General features: G+C 71.0%; 17 protein-coding genes and 1 riboswitch. Of the genes, 9 read left to right on the forward strand and 8 right to left on the reverse strand.

The window, feature by feature from the left end:
* Nucleotides 1-14 precede the first annotated feature (14 nt).
* The 4 genes from ACFW6P_RS03185 to ACFW6P_RS03200 form a co-directional block, all read right to left on the reverse strand.
* Nucleotides 15-920: a LysR family transcriptional regulator gene (locus ACFW6P_RS03185; protein WP_386349147.1), complete on the reverse strand. Its 906-nt coding sequence runs from the start codon at nt 918-920 to the stop codon at nt 15-17.
* Nucleotides 921-1117: 197 nt separating this feature from the next.
* Nucleotides 1118-2380 (reverse strand): cystathionine gamma-lyase, encoded by a 1263-nt coding sequence (locus ACFW6P_RS03190; RefSeq protein WP_386349144.1) that lies wholly within the window; start codon nt 2378-2380, stop codon nt 1118-1120.
* Nucleotides 2377-2868 carry a low molecular weight protein-tyrosine-phosphatase gene (locus ACFW6P_RS03195; RefSeq protein ID WP_386422809.1) on the reverse strand — a complete coding sequence of 164 codons (492 nt, stop codon included), beginning with the start codon at nt 2866-2868 and terminating at the stop codon, nt 2377-2379. The genes ACFW6P_RS03190 and ACFW6P_RS03195 overlap by 4 nt, the downstream gene beginning before the upstream one ends.
* Nucleotides 2869-2874: 6 nt before the next feature.
* Nucleotides 2875-3252: a phage holin family protein gene (locus ACFW6P_RS03200; RefSeq protein WP_386349138.1), complete on the reverse strand. Its 378-nt coding sequence runs from the start codon at nt 3250-3252 to the stop codon at nt 2875-2877.
* A gap of 60 nt (nt 3253-3312) precedes the next feature.
* Between ACFW6P_RS03200 and ACFW6P_RS03205 the strand changes: the two genes are divergently transcribed.
* The 4 genes from ACFW6P_RS03205 to ACFW6P_RS03220 all read left to right on the forward strand — a co-directional run bounded on the left by ACFW6P_RS03205 (nt 3313) and on the right by ACFW6P_RS03220 (nt 5585).
* Entirely contained in the window at nt 3313-3630 is a 318-nt protein-coding gene (locus ACFW6P_RS03205; RefSeq protein ID WP_386422810.1) for a cupin domain-containing protein, read from the forward strand.
* A gap of 154 nt (nt 3631-3784) precedes the next feature.
* Nucleotides 3785-3997: a DUF5326 family protein gene (locus ACFW6P_RS03210; protein ID WP_386349132.1), complete on the forward strand. Its 213-nt coding sequence runs from the start codon at nt 3785-3787 to the stop codon at nt 3995-3997.
* Nucleotides 3998-4325: 328 nt separating this feature from the next.
* Entirely contained in the window at nt 4326-5051 is a 726-nt protein-coding gene (locus ACFW6P_RS03215) for an IclR family transcriptional regulator (RefSeq protein ID WP_386349129.1), read from the forward strand.
* A 99-nt stretch (nt 5052-5150) separates the two neighbouring features.
* Entirely contained in the window at nt 5151-5585 is a 435-nt protein-coding gene (locus ACFW6P_RS03220; protein ID WP_386349126.1) for an SsgA family sporulation/cell division regulator, read from the forward strand.
* 93 nt (nt 5586-5678) lie between these two features.
* Here ACFW6P_RS03220 and ACFW6P_RS03225 read toward each other — a convergent pair whose 3' ends face one another.
* The gene (locus ACFW6P_RS03225) at nt 5679-6860 is read right to left on the reverse strand and encodes a YibE/F family protein (protein WP_386349123.1); all 1182 of its coding nucleotides are present in this window, start codon (nt 6858-6860) and stop codon (nt 5679-5681) included.
* Between the two features lie 738 nt (nt 6861-7598).
* Nucleotides 7599-7788: riboswitch (TPP riboswitch) on the forward strand.
* Between ACFW6P_RS03225 and thiC the strand changes: the two genes are divergently transcribed.
* Nucleotides 7781-9583: a phosphomethylpyrimidine synthase ThiC gene (gene thiC, locus ACFW6P_RS03230; protein WP_386422812.1), complete on the forward strand. Its 1803-nt coding sequence runs from the start codon at nt 7781-7783 to the stop codon at nt 9581-9583. (Overlaps the previous riboswitch by 8 nt.)
* 307 nt (nt 9584-9890) lie before the next feature.
* Here thiC and ACFW6P_RS03235 read toward each other — a convergent pair whose 3' ends face one another.
* From ACFW6P_RS03235 to ACFW6P_RS03245, 3 genes are all read right to left on the reverse strand, one after another.
* Nucleotides 9891-10760, reverse strand: coding sequence for a hypothetical protein (locus ACFW6P_RS03235; RefSeq protein ID WP_386349117.1), 870 nt, complete (start codon nt 10758-10760; stop codon nt 9891-9893).
* A 183-nt stretch (nt 10761-10943) separates the two neighbouring features.
* Nucleotides 10944-12020, reverse strand: coding sequence for a metallophosphoesterase (locus ACFW6P_RS03240; RefSeq protein WP_386349114.1), 1077 nt, complete (start codon nt 12018-12020; stop codon nt 10944-10946).
* A gap of 293 nt (nt 12021-12313) precedes the next feature.
* On the reverse strand, nt 12314-13426 hold the full coding sequence (locus ACFW6P_RS03245) for a LacI family DNA-binding transcriptional regulator (RefSeq protein ID WP_386349111.1): 1113 nt from the start codon (nt 13424-13426) through the stop codon (nt 12314-12316).
* 431 nt (nt 13427-13857) lie between these two features.
* Here ACFW6P_RS03245 and hisC point away from each other — a divergent pair, with 431 nt between their 5' ends.
* The 4 genes from hisC to cydD all read left to right on the forward strand — a co-directional run bounded on the left by hisC (nt 13858) and on the right by cydD (nt 21185).
* Nucleotides 13858-14937 (forward strand): histidinol-phosphate transaminase, encoded by a 1080-nt coding sequence (gene hisC / locus ACFW6P_RS03250; RefSeq protein ID WP_386349108.1) that lies wholly within the window; start codon nt 13858-13860, stop codon nt 14935-14937.
* 219 nt (nt 14938-15156) lie between these two features.
* The gene (locus ACFW6P_RS03255) at nt 15157-16662 is read left to right on the forward strand and encodes a cytochrome ubiquinol oxidase subunit I (protein ID WP_386349106.1); all 1506 of its coding nucleotides are present in this window, start codon (nt 15157-15159) and stop codon (nt 16660-16662) included.
* A gap of 20 nt (nt 16663-16682) precedes the next feature.
* Entirely contained in the window at nt 16683-17687 is a 1005-nt protein-coding gene (cydB, locus tag ACFW6P_RS03260) for a cytochrome d ubiquinol oxidase subunit II (protein WP_386349103.1), read from the forward strand.
* 12 nt (nt 17688-17699) lie between these two features.
* Nucleotides 17700-21185, forward strand: coding sequence for a thiol reductant ABC exporter subunit CydD (gene cydD, locus ACFW6P_RS03265; RefSeq protein WP_386422813.1), 3486 nt, complete (start codon nt 17700-17702; stop codon nt 21183-21185).
* Nucleotides 21186-21211 lie beyond the last annotated feature (26 nt).

Genomic DNA, 21211 nt, shown 5'->3' on the forward strand with positions numbered 1-21211 from the left:
GCACGTCTCTGCCCTCAGCACCAACTGTCCGCCGCCCTCAGCAGCCACTCGTGCGCCCGCGCGACATGCGGCATCGCCAGTGTCCCGGTCCGCACCACCAGGAAGTACGTCCGCAGCGGCGGCACCGTCGGCTCGTGCAGGGCGACGACGTCACCCCGCGCCAGCGCGGAGGCGCACAGGTACCGCGGCAGCACCGCCAGTCCCGCGCCCGCTGCCGCGCAGGCCAGCACCGCGCGCAGGTCGGGGACGACGACCGCGCCGGGAACTGCCGGGTGGGAGTCGAAGACCGAGGCCCAGTACCGGGAGACGAAGGGCAGCGACTCGTGGACCTCCACCACGGGCACCTGCTCCAGGGCCGATTCCGGTGTGATGCCCGGCTGACGGGTGCCGAGCTGTTCGGCCCAGCGTGGGGCTGCGACCAGCACGTGTTCCTCGTCGCAGAGCGCAGTCGCCGTCAGCAGCGCGCCGCGGGGCCGCGCCGTGCTGATGGCCAGATCATGATGCCCGGCGGACAGCCCTTCCAGGGTTTCCTCGGCGTTCCCGAAGGAGGCGCGCAGCGCGAAGCCCTGGCCGTCCTCGCGGGTCAGCTCGGCGAGCGCGGGAAGGGCCCGCTCGGCGGTGAACTCCGGGGGCCCGGCGAGATGCAGCGTCCGCAGGGAGGAGTCGTCGTCGAGGCCGGTCTCCGTGATCTCGACCAGGGCGTCGAGATGCGGCGCGGCCTTGTGAGCGAGTTCGTCACCGATGCCGGTCGGCGTCACCCCGCGGGCCTGCCGCAGGAACAGGGGGCGCCCCAGCTGTCGTTCCAGCGTCCTGATCTGCGAGGTGACGGCCGGCTGGGAGAGACCGAGCAGGGCGGCGGCGCGCGTGAAGGAGCCGGCCCGGTGCACGGTCACGAAGGTCCGCAGCAAGGCCAGATCCACTTGCCCACCCCCCTCGTCGGCCCCGCTCCCGGCCCCCCGGCCGAGCCCAACTATAAGTAAGTCGATAGGTCCCTGTCGCTACCGTGATTGGACACTGACAGAGAGTCAACTAGCCTTGGTGGTGCGGTTCTTGCGTGCGGAACCGGCAGGGCGGTCCGAGCCACGAGGGGGGAGGCTCGGACCGCCTGGGGGAGATGTCAGGCCGCCGACGCGTCCAGCGCTCGCAGCAGATCGGCCACCAGGTCCTGAGGGTCCTCGGCACCGACCGACAGGCGGATGAAGCCCTCCGGCACGGCGTCCCCGCCCCAGCGTCCGCGGCGTTCGGCCGTGGACCGCACTCCGCCGAAGCTCGTCGCGTCGTCCACGATCCGCAGCGCTCCGAGGAAGCGGTCGGCCCGCTCGCGCGAGGGCAGCGTGAACGACACGACGCACCCGAAGCGCCGCATCTGCTGCGCGGCGATCTTGTGCGAGGGGTCGTCGGGGAGCCCGGGATAGCGCAGTCCGGTCACTTCGGGCCGTCCGCGCAGCGCGTCGGCGACGGCCAGGGCCGTGGCGTTCTGCCGGTCGACCCGCATCTCGAGCGTCGCGATCGAACGGTGCGCGAGCCAGGCCTCCATGGGCCCCGGGATCGCCCCGACGATCTTGCGCCAGCGCCGCACCGCGGCCATGGCGCCCTCGTCCCGGCCGGCGACGTAGCCCAGCAGCACGTCACCGTGACCGGTGAGCTGCTTGGTGCCGCTGGCCACCGCGAAGTCGGCGCCGAGCTCCAGGGGCCGCTGGCCGAGCGGTGTGGCGAGGGTGTTGTCGACAGCCACCAGGGCGCCCTGCGCGTGTGCCGCGTCGGCGAGTCGCCTGATGTCGCACACGTCCAGCCCGGGGTTCGACGGGGTCTCGATCCACAGCAGTTTCGCGCCGTCGAGGACGCCGAGCTGGGCGTCGCCGCCGGTCGGTGTCGTGCGCACCTCGATGCCGTACGCCTCCAGCTGGGCGCGGACCAGGGGCAGCGCCTGGTAGCCGTCGTCGGGGAGGACGCACACATCACCGGTGCGCAGCTGGGAGAAGAGCACCGCCGAGATCGCGGCCATGCCCGAGGCGAAGACGAGCGTCTCCACGTCGTCCCGGCCGGGAGCCTCCAGCTCGCCGACGGCACGCTCCAGCAGCGTCCAGGTCGGGTTCTCGTCACGACCGTAGGTGTACGGGCCGGTGGGGTCGCCCGGCAGGTGGAAGTGGGCGGCGAACACCGGCCCGGGAAGGGTCGGCTCGTGCTTGACCGCCTCGGGCAGCCCGGCCCGCACCGCGCGCGTGCCGTCGCCGGCAGCCTCCTGGCCCGCGGCGCTCCCCACCTGCCCCGGACCGGCGTTCCCCTGGTCAGGACCGGTCCTCGTCCGGTCCGCGCGGGGCGTCCCCCGGGCCGTGCCGCCCGTCGCTCCACTCGCGTCACCCGTCGCGGATCCACTCATGCCGCTCGTCCCTCCATGTCCTTGCGTACAGCGGCGAGCAGACCGGTGCTCGCCGCCTCCACCATCTCAAGGCACTCCTGGAAACCCTCCGCGTCCCCGTAGTAGGGGTCCGGAACGTCGAGGTCGTCGCCGGCGGCGGGGTCGTACGACCGAAGCAGCCCCACCTTGCGCGCGTCCCGCTCCGTAGGGGCGAGGTGGCGCAGCGCCCCGAGGTGGCCGGAGTCCAGGGCGATGACCAGATCGAGCCGCGAGAACCACGACGGATGGAACTGCCGGGCCGTGTGGGCTGACGCGTAGCCGCTCTCCTCCAGGACCGCCACCGTGCGCGGATCGGCTCCGTCGCCCTCGTGCCAGCCGCCGGTGCCGGCGCTGTCGACCTCGACCAGGCCGTCGAGCCCGGCCTCCGCGACCCGCGCGCGGAAGACGACCTCGGCCATCGGGGAGCGGCAGATGTTGCCCGTGCAGACGAAACAGACGCGGTAGGCCACGTGCGGTCAGTCCCCGTCGGGCAGGATGACGTTCAGCGCCCAGGACACGATCGAGATGATCAGGCCCCCCAGAACGGCCGTCCAGAAGCCCTGCACGTGGAAGGCCAGGTCGAACAGGCCGGCCAGCCACGAGGTGAGCAGCAGCATCAGCGCGTTGACGATCAGGGTGAACAGCCCCAGCGTCAGGATCAGCAGCGGAAGGCTCAGCAGCTTGACGAACGGCTTGACCAGGAAGTTCACCAGGCCGAAGAGCAGCGCGACCAGGATCAGGGTGCCGATCTGCTTGCCCGTGCTGTCACCGGTCAGGGTGATCTTGTCGAGCAGCCACACGGCGACCGCCAGCGCCCCCGCGTTGGCGATCGTCTTGACTAGGAAATGCATCATGTGTCTGATCGTTGCAGACCTGATCGGACGTGGGTACGAGAGGCAGGAGCGGACAAGGCGATGAAGGCATTCCGGCTGGACGAACTGGAGGCGGAGCGCGCCGCCAACGAGGGCGCCTACCTGCAGTTCCTTCGGGAGAAGAACATGTCGGTCGGTCTGTACGCCCTGGACGCGGGCGAGCAGGATCCACAGAATCCGCACCGTCAGGACGAGGTCTACTTCGTGGTGAGCGGTCGTGCCGCGATCACCGTCGGCATGGAGACGACGCAGGTGACGCGCGGCAGCGTGGTCTACGTTCCGGCGGGAGTCGCCCACAAGTTCCACCACATCACCGAGGACCTGCGGGTGCTCGTGATCTTCTCTCCGCCGGAGAGCTGAGGCGACGCCTCCGGGTTCCCTAGGGGATCGGTCAGGGGAGGACAAGGGGTGCGAGACCCCCGTGAGGCCCCTCCCCGACCTAGCATCGAGTGCAGGACATCAAGGATCGACAGGACCCGGCACTCGGACGGGCGGAGAGGTAAGGACGAGGACGATGCGAGAGATCTTCGCGGGGCTTCCGTGGTGGGTGAAGTGGATCGCGGTGCCGGTCATCGCCATCGTCGTCTTCGGCGGGCTGATCGCCAGCGTGGTGGGTCTCGTCATCTGGCTGCTCTTCAAGGTGCTGGTCTTCGTGGCGCTCGTCGGCGGACTGATCTACGTCGTACGGAAGTTCACGGCGAGTTCCTCGTCGCGCAGCGACTGGTGAGACGGATGGGGAACCGGTGGGGGTAGCGGGGAACGCCTGGAATCCCCGGTTCCCTCGGGCGAGGGAAGTTTGCCCGCCGGGCGGTCTGTACGCGGTGGCAGACGAATAGAGTCCGGAACTCGACGCGGGGACAACCCCGCGAGCGGCGTACCTCCCCACCCGTGTTCCTCGCACGGGCTGCCCCCCTCGCGCCTCGGAGTGACCCTTGGTCCCGGCTGACACCGCCCCTGTCCACCTCCACACCGTCCCCGCGCAACCCCGCTCGGCCGGCCCCGGAAGTGCGCCCCGCCCCACGCCGCCGGCCTCCCCGGCGACCCTCATCGGATCCGTGCAGCGCGCGATGCGCCTGCTGGAGACCGTCGCCGGCCACGAGTACGGCGCCCCCGCCAAACAACTCGCCCGCGAGACCGGTCTGGCCCTGCCCACGACCTACCACCTGCTGCGCACGCTCGTGCACGAGGGCTATCTGCACCGGGACAAGGGCCTGTTCTTCCTCGGCGAGGCGGCCGAGCGGCTGAGCAGCAGCGGGGCACGGCAGAAACGTCGCAGCACGGTCGTCGACGTGCTCGCCCGCTGGCGGGACGCGCTCGGCGTGCCCGTGTACTACGCGGTGTACCGCGAGGGCGAGATCGAGGTCCTGTGCGTCTCGGAGACCCCGGCCATCCCGGCGGTCGAGGAGTGGGCGGACTTCCGCGAGACCGGGCACGCGCACGCCGTCGGGCAGTGCCTGCTGTCCCAGCTGGACGAGGAGGCCCGCCGGGACCACCTCGACCGCCATCCGGTGCGGCCCCTCACGCCCTACACGGTGCGCGACGACCACAGCCTGCTGAGACGTCTGGAGCGGGTGCGCCGGATGGAACCGGTGACCGAGCGCCAGGAGTACGCCCTGGGCGCGGTCTGCGCGGCGATCCCCCTCACCGTGGGCGCCACGGCGGCGACGGTGGCCATCTCCCTGCCCGTCCACCAGGCCGACCGGTTGCTGCCCACGGCCCGGCAGTTGCAGACCGAGATCGGGCGCGTCCTCGGCTCGCTCGCGCTCTCTATCACTATGTGAAAACTCACTCCTTGTGATCTGCTGTGCACGTTCAGCAAGATTCCTCCAGATGTCAGAGGTTCGTTCCCGGCCAGTCGACGGCGAATGACGGGGTTAGCGATGCACGAGTCCGTACAAGCAGAGGTCATGATGAGCTTCCTCGTGTCCGAGGAGCTCTCTTTCCGTATTCCGGTGGAGCTGCGCTATGAGACCGGTGATCCCTATGCCGTCCGGCTGACGTTCCATCTGCCCGGTGACGCCCCGGTGACATGGGCCTTCGGCAGGGAACTGCTCATCGACGGGGTAGGGCGGCCGTGCGGCGAGGGCGATGTGCGGGTCACGCCCGTCGAACCGGACACGCTCGGCGAGGTGCTGATCCGCCTTCAGGTGGGCGGCGACCAGGCACTGTTCCGGTCCTCCACGGCGCCGCTCGTCGCCTTCCTGGACCGCACGGACAAGTTGGTGCCGCTCGGCCAGGAAGGCGCGCTAGCCGACTTCGACGCCCACCTCGACGAGGCGCTCGACCGCATCCTGGCGGAGCAGGGCGCCGGATGACGAAGCGGCCGGCGGCACAGTGGAGGAACGCTTCACCGGATGCCGCCGCCTCGTGCAGGAACGCTTCTCTGACGCATCCCCCGCCCACCGGCGTCAGCGCTTGCGGCGCCGGCCTCTCCCGCCCCGCGCCGGTGCGGCGGCCTCCGCGACGGCGGGCTCCCTTCCCGGACGGTCGGCCGAGACCACCAGCGCCGCCAGCGCCGTGGTGACCGGCACCGACGCGACCAGGCCGATCGACCCGACCAGTGTGCGCACGATCTCCTCCGCGACCAGCTCGCTGTTGGCGACCGTTCCCACCCCGCTCTGCGCGATGGAGAACAGCAGGAGCAGCGGCAGCGCGGCACCGGCGTAGGCGAGGACGAGCGTGTTGACGACCGAGGCGATGTGGTCGCGGCCGATGCGGATGCCCGCGCGGTAGAGCCCGCGCCAGCCCATCGACGGGTTGGCCTCGTGCAGCTCCCAGACCGCCGACGTCTGCGTGACCGTGACGTCGTCGAGGACACCGAGCGAGCCGATGATGACGCCGGCGAGCAGCAGACCGCTCATGTCGATCGTCGGGTAGAGGCCGTGGATCAGACCGGTGTTGTCGTCGGTGTTGCCGGTGAGTGCGGCCCAGTCGATGAACACCGAGCCCAGCAGGCCGATCAGCAACAGGGAGATCAGGGTGCCGAGCACCGCCACGGAGGTCCGGGCCGACAGGCCGTGACACATGTACAGGGCGATGAGCATGATGGCACTCGCGCCCACCACCGCCACGACCAGCGGGTTCGAGCCCTGCAGGATCGCGGGCAGGATGAAGAGGCTCAGCACCAGGAAGCTGACCGCCAGGGAGATCAGCGCCATGACACCGCGCAGCCGTCCGACGGCAACGACGGCGAGCGCGAAGATGCCGGCCAGCACCGCCAGGGGCACACGGCGGTTGACGTCGGTGACCGAGTACTGCAGCTCCCTCGGCGCGGAGGGCTCGTAGGCGACCACGACCTCCTGGCCCTCGTGCAGCTGGCGGGACTGGTCGGGCTGGACGATCTCCGTGAACGTCCGGCCCTTGTCCTTGCCGCTGTCGACCCGGATCGTGGCCCGCTTGCAGTCGCCCTTCTCCCGCTGCACCGCGGAGGAGCCCTCGGCGGTGGAGGTGTCGCCGGTCGGCGGCACGCCCTGGGCGCCGGCCTCCTGACAGCTCACCTCGACGACCTTGGTGACCGTGGCCTGCTGGGTCTGCCGGTCGAATCCGACGCCCGTGCGCTCGTGCGGCGGGGCGCCACCCGGCCACAGCACGGCGAGACCGACCAGGACCGCCGCGGCGAAGGGGATCAGGATCGCCGCGATGACCTTGCGCAGGTGCGTGGAGACCGGCGCGGCCGGACCGTGGCTGTGACTGTGCGAGTGGCCGTGGCCTCCGCCTGTGCCGCGGCCGGGATCGTTTCCGTCCCCGCCGCCGTGCCCTTCACCGCCGCCGTGCCCGTCACCGCCGCGACCGTGCCCTTCACCGCCGTGCCCGTGCCCGTGCCCGTGGTCTCCGCCCTGCCCGGCCCCGGAACCAGCGTCATGCCCGCCTCCGGGACCCTGTCCGGTCGCGGGACCGGTGCCGTACCCGTTTCCAGGCCCCTGTCTGCCCGCAGGGCCTGCACCGTACCCGTCTCCGGGGCCGAAGCCCCGCCCACCGTCCCGGTCGGTCTCGTGACCGCCTCCGGGCCCGGCACCCCGGCGGCTGCCGGGGCCGTAGTCACCGGTGGGGCCGGACGCGTGTCCGCCGGGAGCGCCGGCGCCACGCTCGGGGCCGGCGCCGAAACGCGCACCCGGCACGTACCGCTGCCCGTGGGCAGGCGTGTGCCCGCCCCCGGCGGCGTCATCAGGGCCGCCTCCCGGGCCGTTGCCGTGTCCGGCGCCGGAGCCGCGGGGCGGTTCGGGCGGTGGGTACGGAGGTCGGTTCGTCGTGGTCACCGCCCGATCATCGCAAGAACGAGGGGGGCCCTCTGTTCACCGCGCCAAGATTGCCGCTAGCGTGGAGTCACCTTTTGTACACGCGGGAGCTCGGAGCACCGGGCTGAGAGGGCGCTGACCTCCGTCCCAGCGATGTTTCACATGAAACATCACCGAAGTCGAGTGATGTTTCACACGGAATGTCGGCAGACGGAAATGGCTGCGTCGACCGCCGAACCTGTTACCGGGTAATGCCGGCGTAGGGAGTAGGTCTCATGACCAACAAGGACGTACGCACGCCTGCCTCCGTTCAGGACGCTCAGTCCGAGGAGGCCGGGAAGTCCATCGGCTGGCACAAGGCATACGTCGAGGGCACCCGCCCCGACCTGCGGGTGCCGGTCCGCCAGGTGCACCTCACCAACGGGCGGTCGGTCACGCTGTACGACACCTCCGGCCCGTACACCGATCCGCTCGTCGAGACCGACGTGCGCAGGGGCCTGCCGCCGCTGCGTGAGAACTGGATCGTCGCCCGCGGCGACACCGAGGAGTACGCGGGCCGCCCCGTCCGTCCCGAGGACGACGGCATCAAGCACACCTCGCCCCGGGGCGGCCTGCGCAACCTCGACGCGGTCTTCCCCGGCCGGCCCCGACAGCCTCGCCGCGGCAGGGACGGGAAGGCGGTCACGCAGCTCGCGTACGCCTGCAACGGCGAGATCACGCCCGAGATGGAGTACGTGGCGCTGCGGGAGAACGTCGACCCGGAGGTGGTCCGCGAGGAGATCGCGGCGGGCCGGGCGGTGCTCCCGGCCAACGTCAACCACCCGGAGATCGAGCCGATGATCATCGGTAAGCGGTTCCTGGTGAAGGTCAACGCCAACATCGGCAACTCGGCCGTGACCTCCTCCATCGAGGAGGAGGTCGAGAAGATGACCTGGGCGACCCGCTGGGGCGCCGACACGGTCATGGACCTCTCCACCGGCCGCAACATCCACACCACGCGCGAGTGGGTGCTGCGCAACTCCCCCGTCCCCATCGGCACGGTGCCGCTCTACCAGGCCCTGGAGAAGGTCGATGGCCGGGCCGAGGAGCTGACCTGGGAGATCTACAAGGACACCGTCATCGAACAGGCCGAACAGGGCGTGGACTACATGACGGTCCATGCCGGAGTACGCCTGGCGTACGTCCCGCTCACCGCCCACCGCAAGACCGGCATCGTCTCCCGCGGCGGCTCCATCATGGCCGCGTGGTGCCTCGCGCACCACAAGGAGTCGTTCCTGTACGAGAACTTCGAGGAACTCTGCGAGATCCTCGCCGCGTACGACGTGACGTACTCCCTCGGCGACGGCCTGCGGCCCGGGTCGATCGCGGACGCCAACGACGAGGCCCAGTTCGCCGAGTTGAGGACCCTCGGGGAACTCAACCGGATCGCGAGGCGTTTCCACGTGCAGACCATGATCGAGGGCCCGGGCCACGTCCCGATGCACAAGATCAAGGAGAACATCGACCTTCAGCGGGAGATCTGCGATGAAGCCCCGTTCTACACGCTCGGCCCGCTGACCACGGACATCGCGCCGGCGTACGACCACATCACGTCCGGCATCGGTGCCGCGATGATCGCCTGGTGGGGCACCGCCATGCTGTGCTACGTCACGCCCAAGGAGCACCTGGGCCTGCCCAACCGTGACGACGTCAAGACCGGCGTCATCACCTACAAGATCGCCGCCCACGCGGCCGACCTCGCCAAGGGACACCCGGGTGCCCAGGAGTGGGACGACGCGCTGTCCGACGCCCGGTTCGAGTTCCGGTGGGAGGACCAGTTCAACCTGGCCCTCGACCCTGACACGGCACGGGAGTTCCACGACGAGACCCTGCCGGCGGAACCGGCCAAGACGGCTCACTTCTGCTCGATGTGCGGTCCCAAGTTCTGCAGCATGAAGATCAGTCAAAGCATCACGGAGCGCTTCGGTGGTGCGGCGGCTGATGGGGCATCGGCTGAGGAGATCGCCGAGGGGATGCTCCAGAAGTCGAAGGAGTTCGCCGAGGCGGGCAACCGGGTGTACCTGCCGATCGCCGACTGAGTCTGAAGCGCTGGAGTCGACGACTCGCGGGACGCACCTCCACGCCAGGCCGCGGGAGACCGGGAGTACGTATCTCCAGGCGCGGACGAGCAGGGCCGTCGCCGATCGCCGGGAGCACCGGACCATCGGCGTCGTGTCGTTCCGGCCGACGGCGGTGATCAGGCATCCGCGGTGCGACGACCGCATCCACCGATGGGCGCCGACGGCACCAGCGCTGTACCACCTCGCGCTGGTGCGTGCCTTCGGCCGCCGCAGGCGGAACGAGTCGAGGCGCAGGTGCTCCGCCGGCCGTGAGGCCGGCCGGCGGCTATTCCGGCTGGTGTTCCGGGCCTCCGAAGTCCGGGCTGGTGTAGTCGGGGCTGCTGAAGCTCGGCCGCGAGCCGCCCCGGCTGCCGTCGTCCGGGCTGGTGAAGCCCGGGCGGTCGTAGCCGAGGTGTGGTATGCGGCTGACCGGGGTGGTCGAGGACGCGGGGTGCAGGGCCGCGGCCGCGCCCGGGTCCGCGAGGGCTTCCCGCAGGAAGGGCAGGACACCCCGTTCCAGCAGGGCCCCGCGCCAGGCCTCCCTGGCCTCGGCCACTTCCCTGCGCATCTCGTCGTACGGACCGTCCTCGGCCGACGGCTTGTTGCGCAGGGCGGTGACCAGCAGACCCACGGCGGCGACGAGGATCGCGACCGCGGTGACGGCGCCGAAGACCCAGCCCGTCGTGAGCATGGTCCGGGCGAACGCCGGATCGGGGTCGAGCACCCGCAGGACGTAGCCGACGAGCAGGAAGATCGCCGCCGCCGTGCCGGCCAGGACGGGTGCCAGGACGGCGACGACGGCGACGGCGCCCGCGCCGGCGGTCTCGGCGACCTCTCCCATGGTGGCGGCGATGCCCGCCGCGCCCCCGCCCGGCTCGGAGGAGCCGGGCGCGCGCCCGGACGCCGGGTCGGACGGCGCCGGCCGGCGCAGATCCTCACGGACCTTGACGTAGTGCTGGTACTCGGTCGACGCGGCTGCCGTGATCAGCGCCGTGGCGTTGAGCGCCATGGTGCGCAGTTGCTCGGGGTTGAGCCGCTGTCCGACAGCGGCAAGTTCCGGACGGTGTGGTGCGGAGCGCAGCGCCTCATCGAGGACCCGCTCGTAGTCCTGGCGGTCCTCGCTCAGCAGGTGCTGCGGAACGCTGTTCATGTGCATCCCCCGATGCTCCGTAGGGCTTGGGGCTCGGCATGCTGACGAGCCGTCGGGCAGAAACGGAGGGGAGCCTGCTACGGACACGCCGATGGTAGAGCGGTGACGGTGGGCGGTGACAGGGGATTTACCGAAATTGGCCCGTCACCGGTCCTGCCCTGTGGCGGCGGGCGCCCGGCCGGTGAACGCTCACGAGGGCAGAGGCAGTTGCTGGACCAGCAGCTTGCCGGCCATGGTGACACCGCCGTCCATCGCGATGGCGAGTCCGTCGGCGTAGACGTGCGGCCCCTCGACCACCGGGGCGCCCCTGTCCTCGTCCTCCTCGGAGCCGACCTCGCCCAGCAGATACGGGATCGGGCTGTGGCCGTGAACGACACGGGTGCCGCCGTACGTATCGAGGAGGGAACGGACGGCGTCCGCGCCGCCCTCGTCGCGGAAGGAGAACCGCTTGGTGAACTTGCGGAACAGGTCCCAGACCTCGTCCGCGTCGTTGCGCGTGAGGGTCTCGCGGACGGTGTCGTTGACCTCTTCGATGGAGCGTCCGTAGTCCAGGTAGGCGGTGGTGTCGGAGTGCACGAGCAGGTGGCCGTCGACCTCCTCGACGGCGTCCAGGCGGGACATCCACTGCAGGTGGTGGTCCTGGAGGCGGTCCATGTCGGTCTTCTGGCCGCCGTTGAGCAGCCAGGCGGCCTGGAAGGTGGCGGTACCGGCGCCCGAGTTGACGGGGGTGTCGCCGAACCGCTTGGCGCCGAGCAGCAGCAGCTCGTGGTTGCCCATGAGCGCCTTGCAGTAGCCGCCGGCCGCCGCCGCCTCGGCGGACAGCCGCATCACCAGGTCGATGACGCCGATGCCGTCCGGGCCGCGGTCGGTGAAGTCGCCGAGGAACCACAGGCGGGCGGTGCCGGCGCACCAGTGGCCCGCGGCGTCGAGCAGGCCCTTCTCCTGGAGGGCGGTCACCAGCTGGTCGAGGTAGCCGTGCACGTCGCCCACGACGTACAGCTGGCCCTGCCCGATGGTGGACTGCGGGGCCGCGGTGTTCTCGGGTTCGACGGTCACCTGGACAGTGTCACCCCGGTTGATGACGGGGAGGTCGCGCTGGGTCGGCGTGTATCCCTCGGGACAGGTCTCCTCGGACGGTGGGACGACCTCGCCGGGATGGACGCTGTGGACGTACGGACCGGTCTCGTGGACGTACGCCGGCACCCGGAAGTCGCGCAGCGTCGCCGTCCGCTCCACCTCGGGTCCCTGACCGGCCCCCTGAGTCATCGACCCCTCCACCTCGCGCCGCATCTGCACCGCATCGGACTGCCTGGTCGTAGCGGTCCGCCGGTGTCGTGGGCCCATCATAGGAATGCGGATCGCGCCCTGTGATGACCCAGGGGTGGTGAATCAGAGCAAGACTCCGGTTCACCGCGGCTTTCGCCCCGATTGAGCCGGGCTTCGGCCGTCGTGTGACCGTCCTCGCCCGCACGCGCCGCGCGAGAACGGTCTCCTCCCACTGGGGACCGGCCCCGTCTTCTCCCCGCGAGCGCGGCCTTCCCCCGTGTCTGAACCGTGGCCTACGTCGTCCCGGGTGACCGCGGCGCGCTGACCGTCGTGCGCGGCGGGCGTCGCTGGGACGACGTGCGCACGATCAGCTCCGTCGGTATCACCTGCTGGACCGTACGCTCGGATTCCACGCCCTCGATGGCGTCGATGAGCAGCTGCACCACCGCCGTGCCGATGCGCCGCGGTTTCAGGGAGAGCGTGGTGATCGGCGGCTCGGTGCCGGCGTACACGGTGGACTCGCTGCAGCAGACCAGCAGCAGGTCGTCGGGGACGCGCAGTCCGTAGCGGCGGGCTGCGGCGAGCAGGTCGGTGCCGTTCGGGTCGAAAAGCCCGTAGACGGCGTCGGGGCGGTCGGGGCGGGCGAGCAGCCGGTCGGCGGCCACGGCGCCGGCGCACGGGTCGTGCGCGGGATAGGCCTCGTACACCGGATCCTGGCCGACCCGCTCGCACCAGCGCAGGTACGCGGTGGTCGACAGGTGGGTGTAGGTGTCCGTGGTGGTCCCGGTGAGCAGGCCGATGCGGCGGGCGCCGGCGTCGGCCAGGTGGTCGAGGATGCCGAGGACGGCGGCCTCGTGGTCGTTGTCGACCCAGGCCGTGACCGGCAGCGAGCCGGCGGGACGCCCGTCGGAGACGACCGGCAGGCCCTGCCGGACGAGTTCGCTGACCACGGGGTCCTGGTCGGAGGGGTCGATGACGACCGTGCCGTCCAGGGCGACGTTCGACCAGACGTCGTGGCGGGAGGTCGCGGGCAGGATGACCAGGGCGTAGCCGCGGGCGAGCGCGGCGGAGGTGGCGGCGCGGGCCATCTCGGCGAAATAGGCGAACTCGGTGAAGGTGAAAGGTTCATCCCCGTACGTGGTCACGGTCAGGCCGATGAGGCCCGACCTGCCGGTACGGAGGGTCCGGGCGGCGGCCGAGGGCCGGTAGCCGAGCCGGTCGGCGACCTCGCGGACGTGACGCCGGGTGGCGTCCGGGAGCCGGCCCTTGCCGTTGAGGGCGTCGGAGACGGTCGTGATGGAGACTCCGGCGGCGGCGGCCACGTCTCTGATCCCCGCCCGACCCGGCCGGCTGCCTCGCCGTGAGGTTTCCGCGCGGCTCACCTGGTGCTTCCCTGCTGCTGTCATGGCGAGCCGATAGTAGGGCTCATGCGGTGGGGTGGTGCGGACGCATATGCACGCGTTGACAGGCACGTTTCTGCATGATCATCAGTACTCAATTGCATCCGAAACAAAGGGGTTTGAGGGCTCCCATGGCAGTACGTGGCGTGTCGACGCGTGCGTGCCTGCCGCGTCGCCGATGTTGCGAAGAGGTCTCAACTCACCTGCACGGGTGATGCGCGCCAGGGCGCACACCACCCGCGCGTAGATATATGTGAGTCGCGCCCCCGTATTCGTACTCCTTCGTACGGCGATGCCCCTGATGCCGGTGGGGCGAGGGGCTCAGGCGCCCGCGGGTCGGTCGTGGCTATACGCAGCGGCGCCGAATCCTCATAAGGTGAGGAGTATTGGACGTCGGCGGCGGTCATGGGCCGCCGGTCTTCACGAGGAGGACTGCGGTGAGCGAGACGAGCCCGAGGCTGCGCGCCGAGCTGGAGGGGATCCCCACCTACAAGCCGGGCAAGCCGGCCGCGGCGGGCGGACCGGTGGCCTACAAGCTGTCCTCCAACGAGAACCCCTACCCGCCGCTGCCCGGCGTGATGGAATCGGTGACGGCGGCGGCCTGCACCTTCAACCGCTACCCGGACATGGCCTGCACGGGCCTGATGAACGAGCTGTCCGAGCGGTTCGGCGTGCCCCTCTCCCACCTGTCCACCGGCACCGGGTCGGTCGGTGTCGCCCAGCAGCTGATCCAGGCCACCTCCGGCCCGGGTGACGAGGTGATCTACGCCTGGCGCTCCTTCGAGGCCTACCCGATCATCACCCAGATCAGTGGCGCGACCTCGGTGCAGGTGCCGCTGACGTCCGGCGATGTGCACGACCTCGACGCGATGGCCGAGGCGATCACCGACCGGACCCGGCTGATCTTCGTCTGCAACCCCAACAACCCGACGGGCACGGTGGTGCGGCGGGCGGAGCTGGAGCGCTTCCTCGACCGGGTCCCCGCCGACGTGCTGGTGGTGCTCGACGAGGCCTACCGCGAGTTCGTCCGTGACCCCGAGGTGCCGGACGGGGTCGAGATCTACCGGAACCGGCCCAACGTCTGCGTCCTGCGGACCTTCTCCAAGGCGTACGGCCTGGCCGGGCTGCGGGTCGGTTTCGCCATCGCCCACGACCCGGTGGCCGCGGCGCTGCGCAAGACGGCGGTGCCGTTCGGGGTGAGCCAGCTCGCGCAGGAGGCGGCGATCGCCTCGCTGCGGGCCGAGGACGAGTTGCTCGGGCGGGTCGGCTCACTGGTCTGTGAGCGCACCCGCGTGGTCGACGGACTGCGTGTCCAGGGCTGGACGGTGCCGGAGACCCAGGCCAACTTCGTATGGCTGCGGCTGGGGGAGCACACGGTTCCGTTCGCTCAGGCGTGCGAGCAGGCGGGCGTCGTGATCCGGCCGTTCCCGGGCGAGGGCGTCCGGGTGACGGTCGGGGAGGCCGAGGCGAACGACATCTTCCTCAAGGTGGCGGAAGGGTTCCGCAGGGAGTTCTGAGGTCCGGGCAGGTCCCGTGGTGCGAGCCGGTCGGCGTTCCGTCGTCGACCGGCTCCGCGCGTTCTCGGGCTGCAGACGCCCATGGGCCGGGGCCGCATGGGGCCGTCCGGGCCCGCATGGTGCACATCACAGAGGACCCCCTCCATGGCTCGAAAACACGTGCTGCATAATAGCTTGTGAATGTGAACGCTTTCACAAGCGTAGGTAAGGAGCGGCGACGTGGACCTCGCTTTGGCGCCGGAGACCCTGGCGCGATGGCAGTTCGGCATCACCACCGTCTACCACTTCCTGTTCGTCCCCCTGACGATCTCGCTGGCCGCACTCACGGCCGGGCTGCAGACCGCCTGGGTGCGGACGGAGAAGGAGAAGTACCTCCGGGCGACCAAGTTCTGGGGCAAACTCTTCCTGATCAACATCGCGATGGGAGTGGTCACCGGCATCGTGCAGGAGTTCCAGTTCGGCATGAACTGGTCCGACTACTCGCGCTTCGTCGGTGACGTCTTCGGTGCGCCGCTCGCCTTCGAGGCCCTGCTCGCCTTCTTCTTCGAGTCCACCTTCATCGGCCTGTGGATCTTCGGCTGGGACAAGCTGCCCAAGAGGATCCACCTGGCCTGCATCTGGATGGTCTCGATCGGCACGCTGCTCTCGGCGTACTTCATCCTCGCCGCGAACTCGTGGATGCAGCACCCGGTCGGCTACCGGATCAACGAGCAGAAGGGCCGGGCCGAACTCACCGACTTCTGGCTCGTGCTGACCCAGAACACCACGCTCAACCAGGTCTTCCACAGCTTCTCCGCGGCCTTCCTGACGGGCGGCGCCTTCATGGTGGGGATCGCCGCCTTCCACCTGCTGCGCAAGAAGCACATCCCGGTGATGCGCACCTCGCTCCGGCTCGGCCTGGTCACCGTCGCCGTCGGCGGCCTGCTCACCGCGGTCAGCGGGGACACCCTGGGCAAGGTCATGTACGAGCAGCAGCCGATGAAGATGGCCGCTGCCGAGGCGCTGTGGGACGGCGAGAAGCCGGCGCCCTTCTCGGTGTTCGCCTACGGCGACGTCGACGAGGGGCACAACAAGGTCGCCCTGGAGATCCCCGGCCTGCTCTCCTTCCTGGCCCACAGCGACTTCGAGTCGTACGTGCCGGGCATCAACGACACCAACAAGGCGCTCCAGGAGAAGTTCGGTCCCGGTGACTACAAGCCCATCGTCCCCGTCGCCTACTGGGGCTTCCGCTGGATGATCGGCTTCGGCATGGCGTCGTTCGCGATCGGCCTGCTGGGGCTGTGGCTCACACGGAAGAAGTTCCTGCTGCCGGCCGCCTGGCGGACCGGGGAGGACGAGGTGCCGCATCTGGTCCTGCTCCGGGAGCCGCTCCGGCCGCGCCTGACCCGCCTGTACTGGCTGGCGGCCGTGTGGACGACGGCCTTCCCGCTGATCGCCAACTCCTGGGGCTGGATCTTCACCGAGATGGGCCGCCAGCCGTGGGTCGTCTACGGCCTGTTCCAGACGCGGGACGCGGTCTCCCCCGGTGTCTCCCAGGCCGAGGTCCTCACCTCGATGATCGTCTTCACGGTGCTGTACGCGATCCTCGCCGTCATCGAGGTCAAGCTGCTGGTCAAGTACGTCAAGGCCGGTCCACCCGAGCTCACCGAGGCCGATCTCAACCCGCCCACGAAGATCGGCGGCGACCTCCGTGACGCCGACAAGCCGATGGCCTTCTCGTACTAGGCCGAGGGAGCTGCACAGTCATGGAACTGCACGACGTCTGGTTCGTCCTGATCGCCGTCCTGTGGACCGGCTACTTCTTCCTGGAGGGCTTCGACTTCGGGGTCGGGGTGCTCACGAGGCTGCTCGCCCGCGACCGGCCCGAGAAGCGGGTACTGATCAACACGATCGGCCCCGTCTGGGACGGCAACGAGGTGTGGCTGCTCACGGCGGGCGGTGCGACCTTCGCCGCGTTCCCCGAGTGGTACGCGACGCTCTTCTCCGGCTTCTACCTGCCGCTGCTGCTCATCCTGGTCTGCCTCATCGTCCGGGGCGTGGCCTTCGAGTACCGCGTGAAGCGGCCCGAGGAGAACTGGCAGCGCAACTGGGAGACGGCGATCTTCTGGACCTCACTGATCCCCGCGTTCCTGTGGGGCGTGGCCTTCGCCAACATCGTGCGCGGCGTGAAGATCGACCAGGACTTCAACTACACGGGAGGCGTCCTGGACCTGCTCAACCCGTACGCGCTCCTGGGCGGGCTTGTCACCCTGGCGCTGTTCACCTTCCACGGCACGGTGTTCGTCGGGCTCAAAACCGTGGGGGAGATCCGGGAGCGGGCGCGGACGCTGGCGCTTCGCGTCGGGCTGCTGACCGCGGCGCTCGCCCTCCTCTTCCTGCTGTGGACGCAGGTCGAACGGGGCGACGGGATCTCGTTCGTCGCGGCGGTGGCGGCCGTGGCATCGCTCCTCGTCGCGCTGGTCGCGGCGCGTGCGAGGCGTGAGGGCTGGGCGTTCGCCCTGTCCGGGCTCACCATCGTGGCCACGGTGGCGATGCTCTTCCTGACGCTGTTCCCGAACGTCATGCCCTCGACGCTGAACCCGGACTGGAGCCTGACGGTCACCAACGCCTCGTCCAGCCCCTACACGCTGAAGATCATGACCTGGTGTGCGGGAATCGCGACTCCCGTCGTGATGCTCTACCAGGGCTGGACGTACTGGGTCTTCCGCAAGCGGATCGGTACGCAGCACATCGCCGAGTCCGTGCACTGAGGTGTGTTTCACGTGAAACCGATCGATCCGCGCCTGCTCCGGTACACCCGTGCCACCCGCGGCTTCCTGGTGGCGGTCGTCACCCTGGGAGCCGTGGGGGCGGGGCTGGTCATCGCGCAGGCGATGCTCATCGCCGAGGTCGTGGTGGGTGCCTTCGAGCACCGCATGTCCGCGTCCGAACTCACCACTCCCCTGCTGCTGTTGGTCGCCGTCGCGGCCGGCCGGGCGGTCGTCGGCTGGCTCACCGAGCTCGCCGCGCACCGGGCCGGCGCGGCGGTCAAGTCCGAGCTGAGGGGACGGCTGCTGGAGCACGCCGCACGGCTCGGGCCGGGATGGCTGAGCGGGCAGCGGACCGGTTCGCTGGTCGCCCTGGCCACCCGGGGCGTCGACGCCCTCGACGACTACTTCTCGCGGTACCTGCCGCAGCTGGGTCTCGCGGTCGTCGTACCCGTGGCGGTGCTCGCGCGGATCGTCACCGAGGACTGGGTCTCCGCGGCCATCATCGTGGGCACCCTGCCGCTCATCCCGGTCTTCATGACCCTGATCGGCTGGGCCACCCAGTCACGTATGGACCGTCAGTGGCGTCTGCTGTCACGGCTGTCGGGGCACTTCCTGGACGTCGTGGCGGGGCTGCCGACGCTGAAGGTGTTCGGCCGTGCCAAAGCCCAGGCCGAGTCGATCCGGCGGATCACCGGCGCGTACCGGCGCGCGACCATGCGGACGCTGCGGATCGCCTTCCTCTCCTCCTTCGCGCTGGAGCTGCTCGCGACGATCTCGGTGGCCCTGGTCGCCGTGACCATCGGCATGCGGCTGGTGCACGGCGAGATGGACCTGTACATCGGCCTGGTCATCCTGATCCTCGCGCCGGAGGCATACCTGCCGTTGCGGCAGGTCGGTGCGCGGTACCACGCGGCGGCGGAGGGGCTGGCAGCGGCGGAGGAGGTCTTCGCGGTGCTGGAGACCCCCGTCCCTCCCTCCGGTTCCGTGGCCGTACCGCAGGGCGTGCTGGTCTTCGAGGGCCTGACCGTCCGGTATCCGGGGCGGTCGGCGGACGTCCTCTCCGAGGTGTCCTTCACCGTCGAACCCGGGGAGACGGTCGCGCTGGTCGGCCCGAGCGGCGCCGGCAAGTCGACCCTGCTGCACGCCCTGCTCGGCCTCGCACGGCCGGCCGGGGGACGGATCACGGTGGGGGGAGTCGACCTCACCGAGGCCGACCTGCGGCAGTGGCGGTCCCGGATCGCGTGGGTGCCGCAACGACCGCATCTCTTCGCCGGGACGATCGCCGAGAACGTACGGCTCGCGCGGCCCGACGCGGACGACGAGGCGGTGCGAGGTGCGCTGCGGGACGCCGGGGCGCTGGAGTTCGTGGACGCGCTGCCCGAGGGGGCCGACACCCTGCTCGGTGAGGACGGCGCCGGGCTGTCCGCCGGGCAGCGGCAACGGCTCGCGCTGGCGCGGGCGTTCCTCGCGGACCGGCCCGTGCTGCTGCTCGACGAACCGACGGCGGCGCTGGACGGCGCCACCGAGGCGGAGGTCGTGGCCGCCGTCCGGCGCCTGGCTGCCGGGCGGACGGTGCTGATGGTCGTGCACCGGCCGGCGCTGCTGGAAGTCGCCGACCGGGTGGTCCGGCTGGGGGAGCCGGAGACCGTGGCCGTTGCCATGGACCGTCCCGTCACGCCGAAGGGGGCGCCGCGCCCTGTCGACGCCGGGCCGGCCGCCCCGGCCGCAGTGGCCCAGCGGCCCTCCTCGGGCGGTGTACTCGCCCGGGTGCGTGCCCTGTCCGGGGCCCGGCGCGGCCGGCTCGGACTGGCGCTGCTGCTCGGCAGCCTCGCGCTCGGGAGCGCCGTGGGGCTCATGGCCACCTCGGGGTGGCTGATCTCCCGGGCCTCGCAGCAGCCGCCCGTGCTGTACCTGATGATGGCCGTGACGGCCACGCGGGCCTTCGGCATCGGGCGGGCGGTGTTCCGCTACGCCGAGCGGCTGGTGTCGCACGACGCCGTGCTGCGGATGCTCGCGGACACCAGGGTGGAGGTGTTCCGCAGGCTGGAGCGGCTGGCGCCCGCCGGGCTGCGCCGCACCCGCCGGGGCGACCTCCTCTCCCGTCTGGTCGCGGACGTCGACGCGCTGCAGGACTACTGGCTGCGCTGGCTGCTGCCGGCCGGGGCGGCCGCCCTCGTGTCGGCCGTGTCCGTCGGCTTCACGGCCTGGCTGCTGCCCGAGGCCGGGGCCCTGCTGGCGGCCGGGCTGCTGGCCGCGGGCGTCGGCGTGCCGCTCGTGACGGGTGCCGTGGCCCGGCGGGCCGACCACCGGCTGGCGCCCGCCCGCGGTGTGCTCGCGACCCGGGTGACCGACCTGCTCACCGGCACCGCGGAGCTCACCGTGGCCGGTGCCCTGCCCGCGCGGACCGCCCAGGCACGGGAGGCCGACGGGACACTCACCCGGATCGCCTCGCGCGCCGCCACGGCCACGGCCCTCGGCGACGGACTCACCGCCCTGATCTCCGGCCTGACCGTCACGGCCGCCGCCCTGGCCGGCGCGCAGGCGGTCGCCGCGGGACGGCTGGAGGGTGTGGCCGTGGCCGTCGTCGTCCTCACCCCGCTGGCCGCGTTCGAGGCCGTGCTGGGGCTGCCGCTCGCCGTGCAGTACCGGCAGCGCGTGCGCCGGAGCGCGGAGCGGGTGTACGAGGTGCTGGACGCCCCGGAGCCCGTGCGGGAGCCGGAGCGGCCCCGGCCGGCACCCCCGTCCCCGTTCCCGGTCGTCGTCAGGGGCCTGGCCGCCCGGCACGCCGGACAGGACCGGGAGGCCCTCGCCGGGCTCGACCTGACCCTCGACGAGGGCCGCCGCGTCGCCGTGGTCGGACCCTCCGGCTCCGGCAAGACGACGCTGGCGCAGACCCTCCTGCGGTTCCTCGACGCGGAGGCGGGCACCTACACGCTGGCCGGTGTCGACGCCTACGCGTTGCACGGTGACGACGTACGCGGGCTCGTCGGGCTGTGCGCGCAGGACGCGCACCTCTTCGACAGCTCGCTGCGGGAGAACCTGCTGCTCGCCCGCAAGGACGCCACCGAGGACGACCTGCGTGCCGCGCTGGGCCGGGCTCGGCTGCTCGACTGGGCCGACGGCCTGCCCGACGGGCTCGACACGCTCGTCGGCGAGCACGGGGCCCGGCTGTCGGGTGGGCAGCGGCAACGGCTGGCCCTGGCCCGGGCGCTGCTCGCGGACTTCCCCGTCCTGGTGCTCGACGAACCGGCCGAGCATCTCGACCTGCCCACCGCCGACGCCCTCACCACCGACCTGCTGGCCGCCACCGAAGGCCGCACGACCCTGCTCATCACGCACCGGCTGGCCGGTCTGGAGGCGGTGGACGAGGTGATCGTGCTGGACCGGGGACGGGTGGTGCAGCGCGGACCGTTCGCGGAGCTGGTGACGGCGGACGGGCCGTTGCGGGGGATGGCGGAGCGGGAGGCGGCGTCGGAGTCCCTCGCGGGAGTTCCGTAGCACCCGCGTGGGGCTCCGCCCTGATC

Origin of the sequence: Streptomyces sp. NPDC058741 (assembly GCF_042746715.1) — a bacterium.
Classification (GTDB): domain Bacteria; phylum Actinomycetota; class Actinomycetes; order Streptomycetales; family Streptomycetaceae; genus Streptomyces.

Coding starts and splice junctions, on each gene's coding strand:
- ACFW6P_RS03190 (WP_386349144.1), bottom strand. CDS start 2,380: ATGAGTGGATCCGCGACGGGTGACGCGAGTGGAGCGACGGGCGGCACG.
- ACFW6P_RS03200 (WP_386349138.1), bottom strand. CDS start 3,252: ATGATGCATTTCCTAGTCAAGACGATCGCCAACGCGGGGGCGCTGGCG.
- ACFW6P_RS03205 (WP_386422810.1), top strand. CDS start 3,313: ATGAAGGCATTCCGGCTGGACGAACTGGAGGCGGAGCGCGCCGCCAAC.
- ACFW6P_RS03210 (WP_386349132.1), top strand. CDS start 3,785: ATGCGAGAGATCTTCGCGGGGCTTCCGTGGTGGGTGAAGTGGATCGCG.
- ACFW6P_RS03220 (WP_386349126.1), top strand. CDS start 5,151: ATGCACGAGTCCGTACAAGCAGAGGTCATGATGAGCTTCCTCGTGTCC.
- thiC (WP_386422812.1), top strand. CDS start 7,781: ATGACCAACAAGGACGTACGCACGCCTGCCTCCGTTCAGGACGCTCAG.
- ACFW6P_RS03235 (WP_386349117.1), bottom strand. CDS start 10,760: ATGCACATGAACAGCGTTCCGCAGCACCTGCTGAGCGAGGACCGCCAG.
- ACFW6P_RS03240 (WP_386349114.1), bottom strand. CDS start 12,020: ATGACTCAGGGGGCCGGTCAGGGACCCGAGGTGGAGCGGACGGCGACG.
- ACFW6P_RS03245 (WP_386349111.1), bottom strand. CDS start 13,426: ATGACAGCAGCAGGGAAGCACCAGGTGAGCCGCGCGGAAACCTCACGG.
- cydB (WP_386349103.1), top strand. CDS start 16,683: ATGGAACTGCACGACGTCTGGTTCGTCCTGATCGCCGTCCTGTGGACC.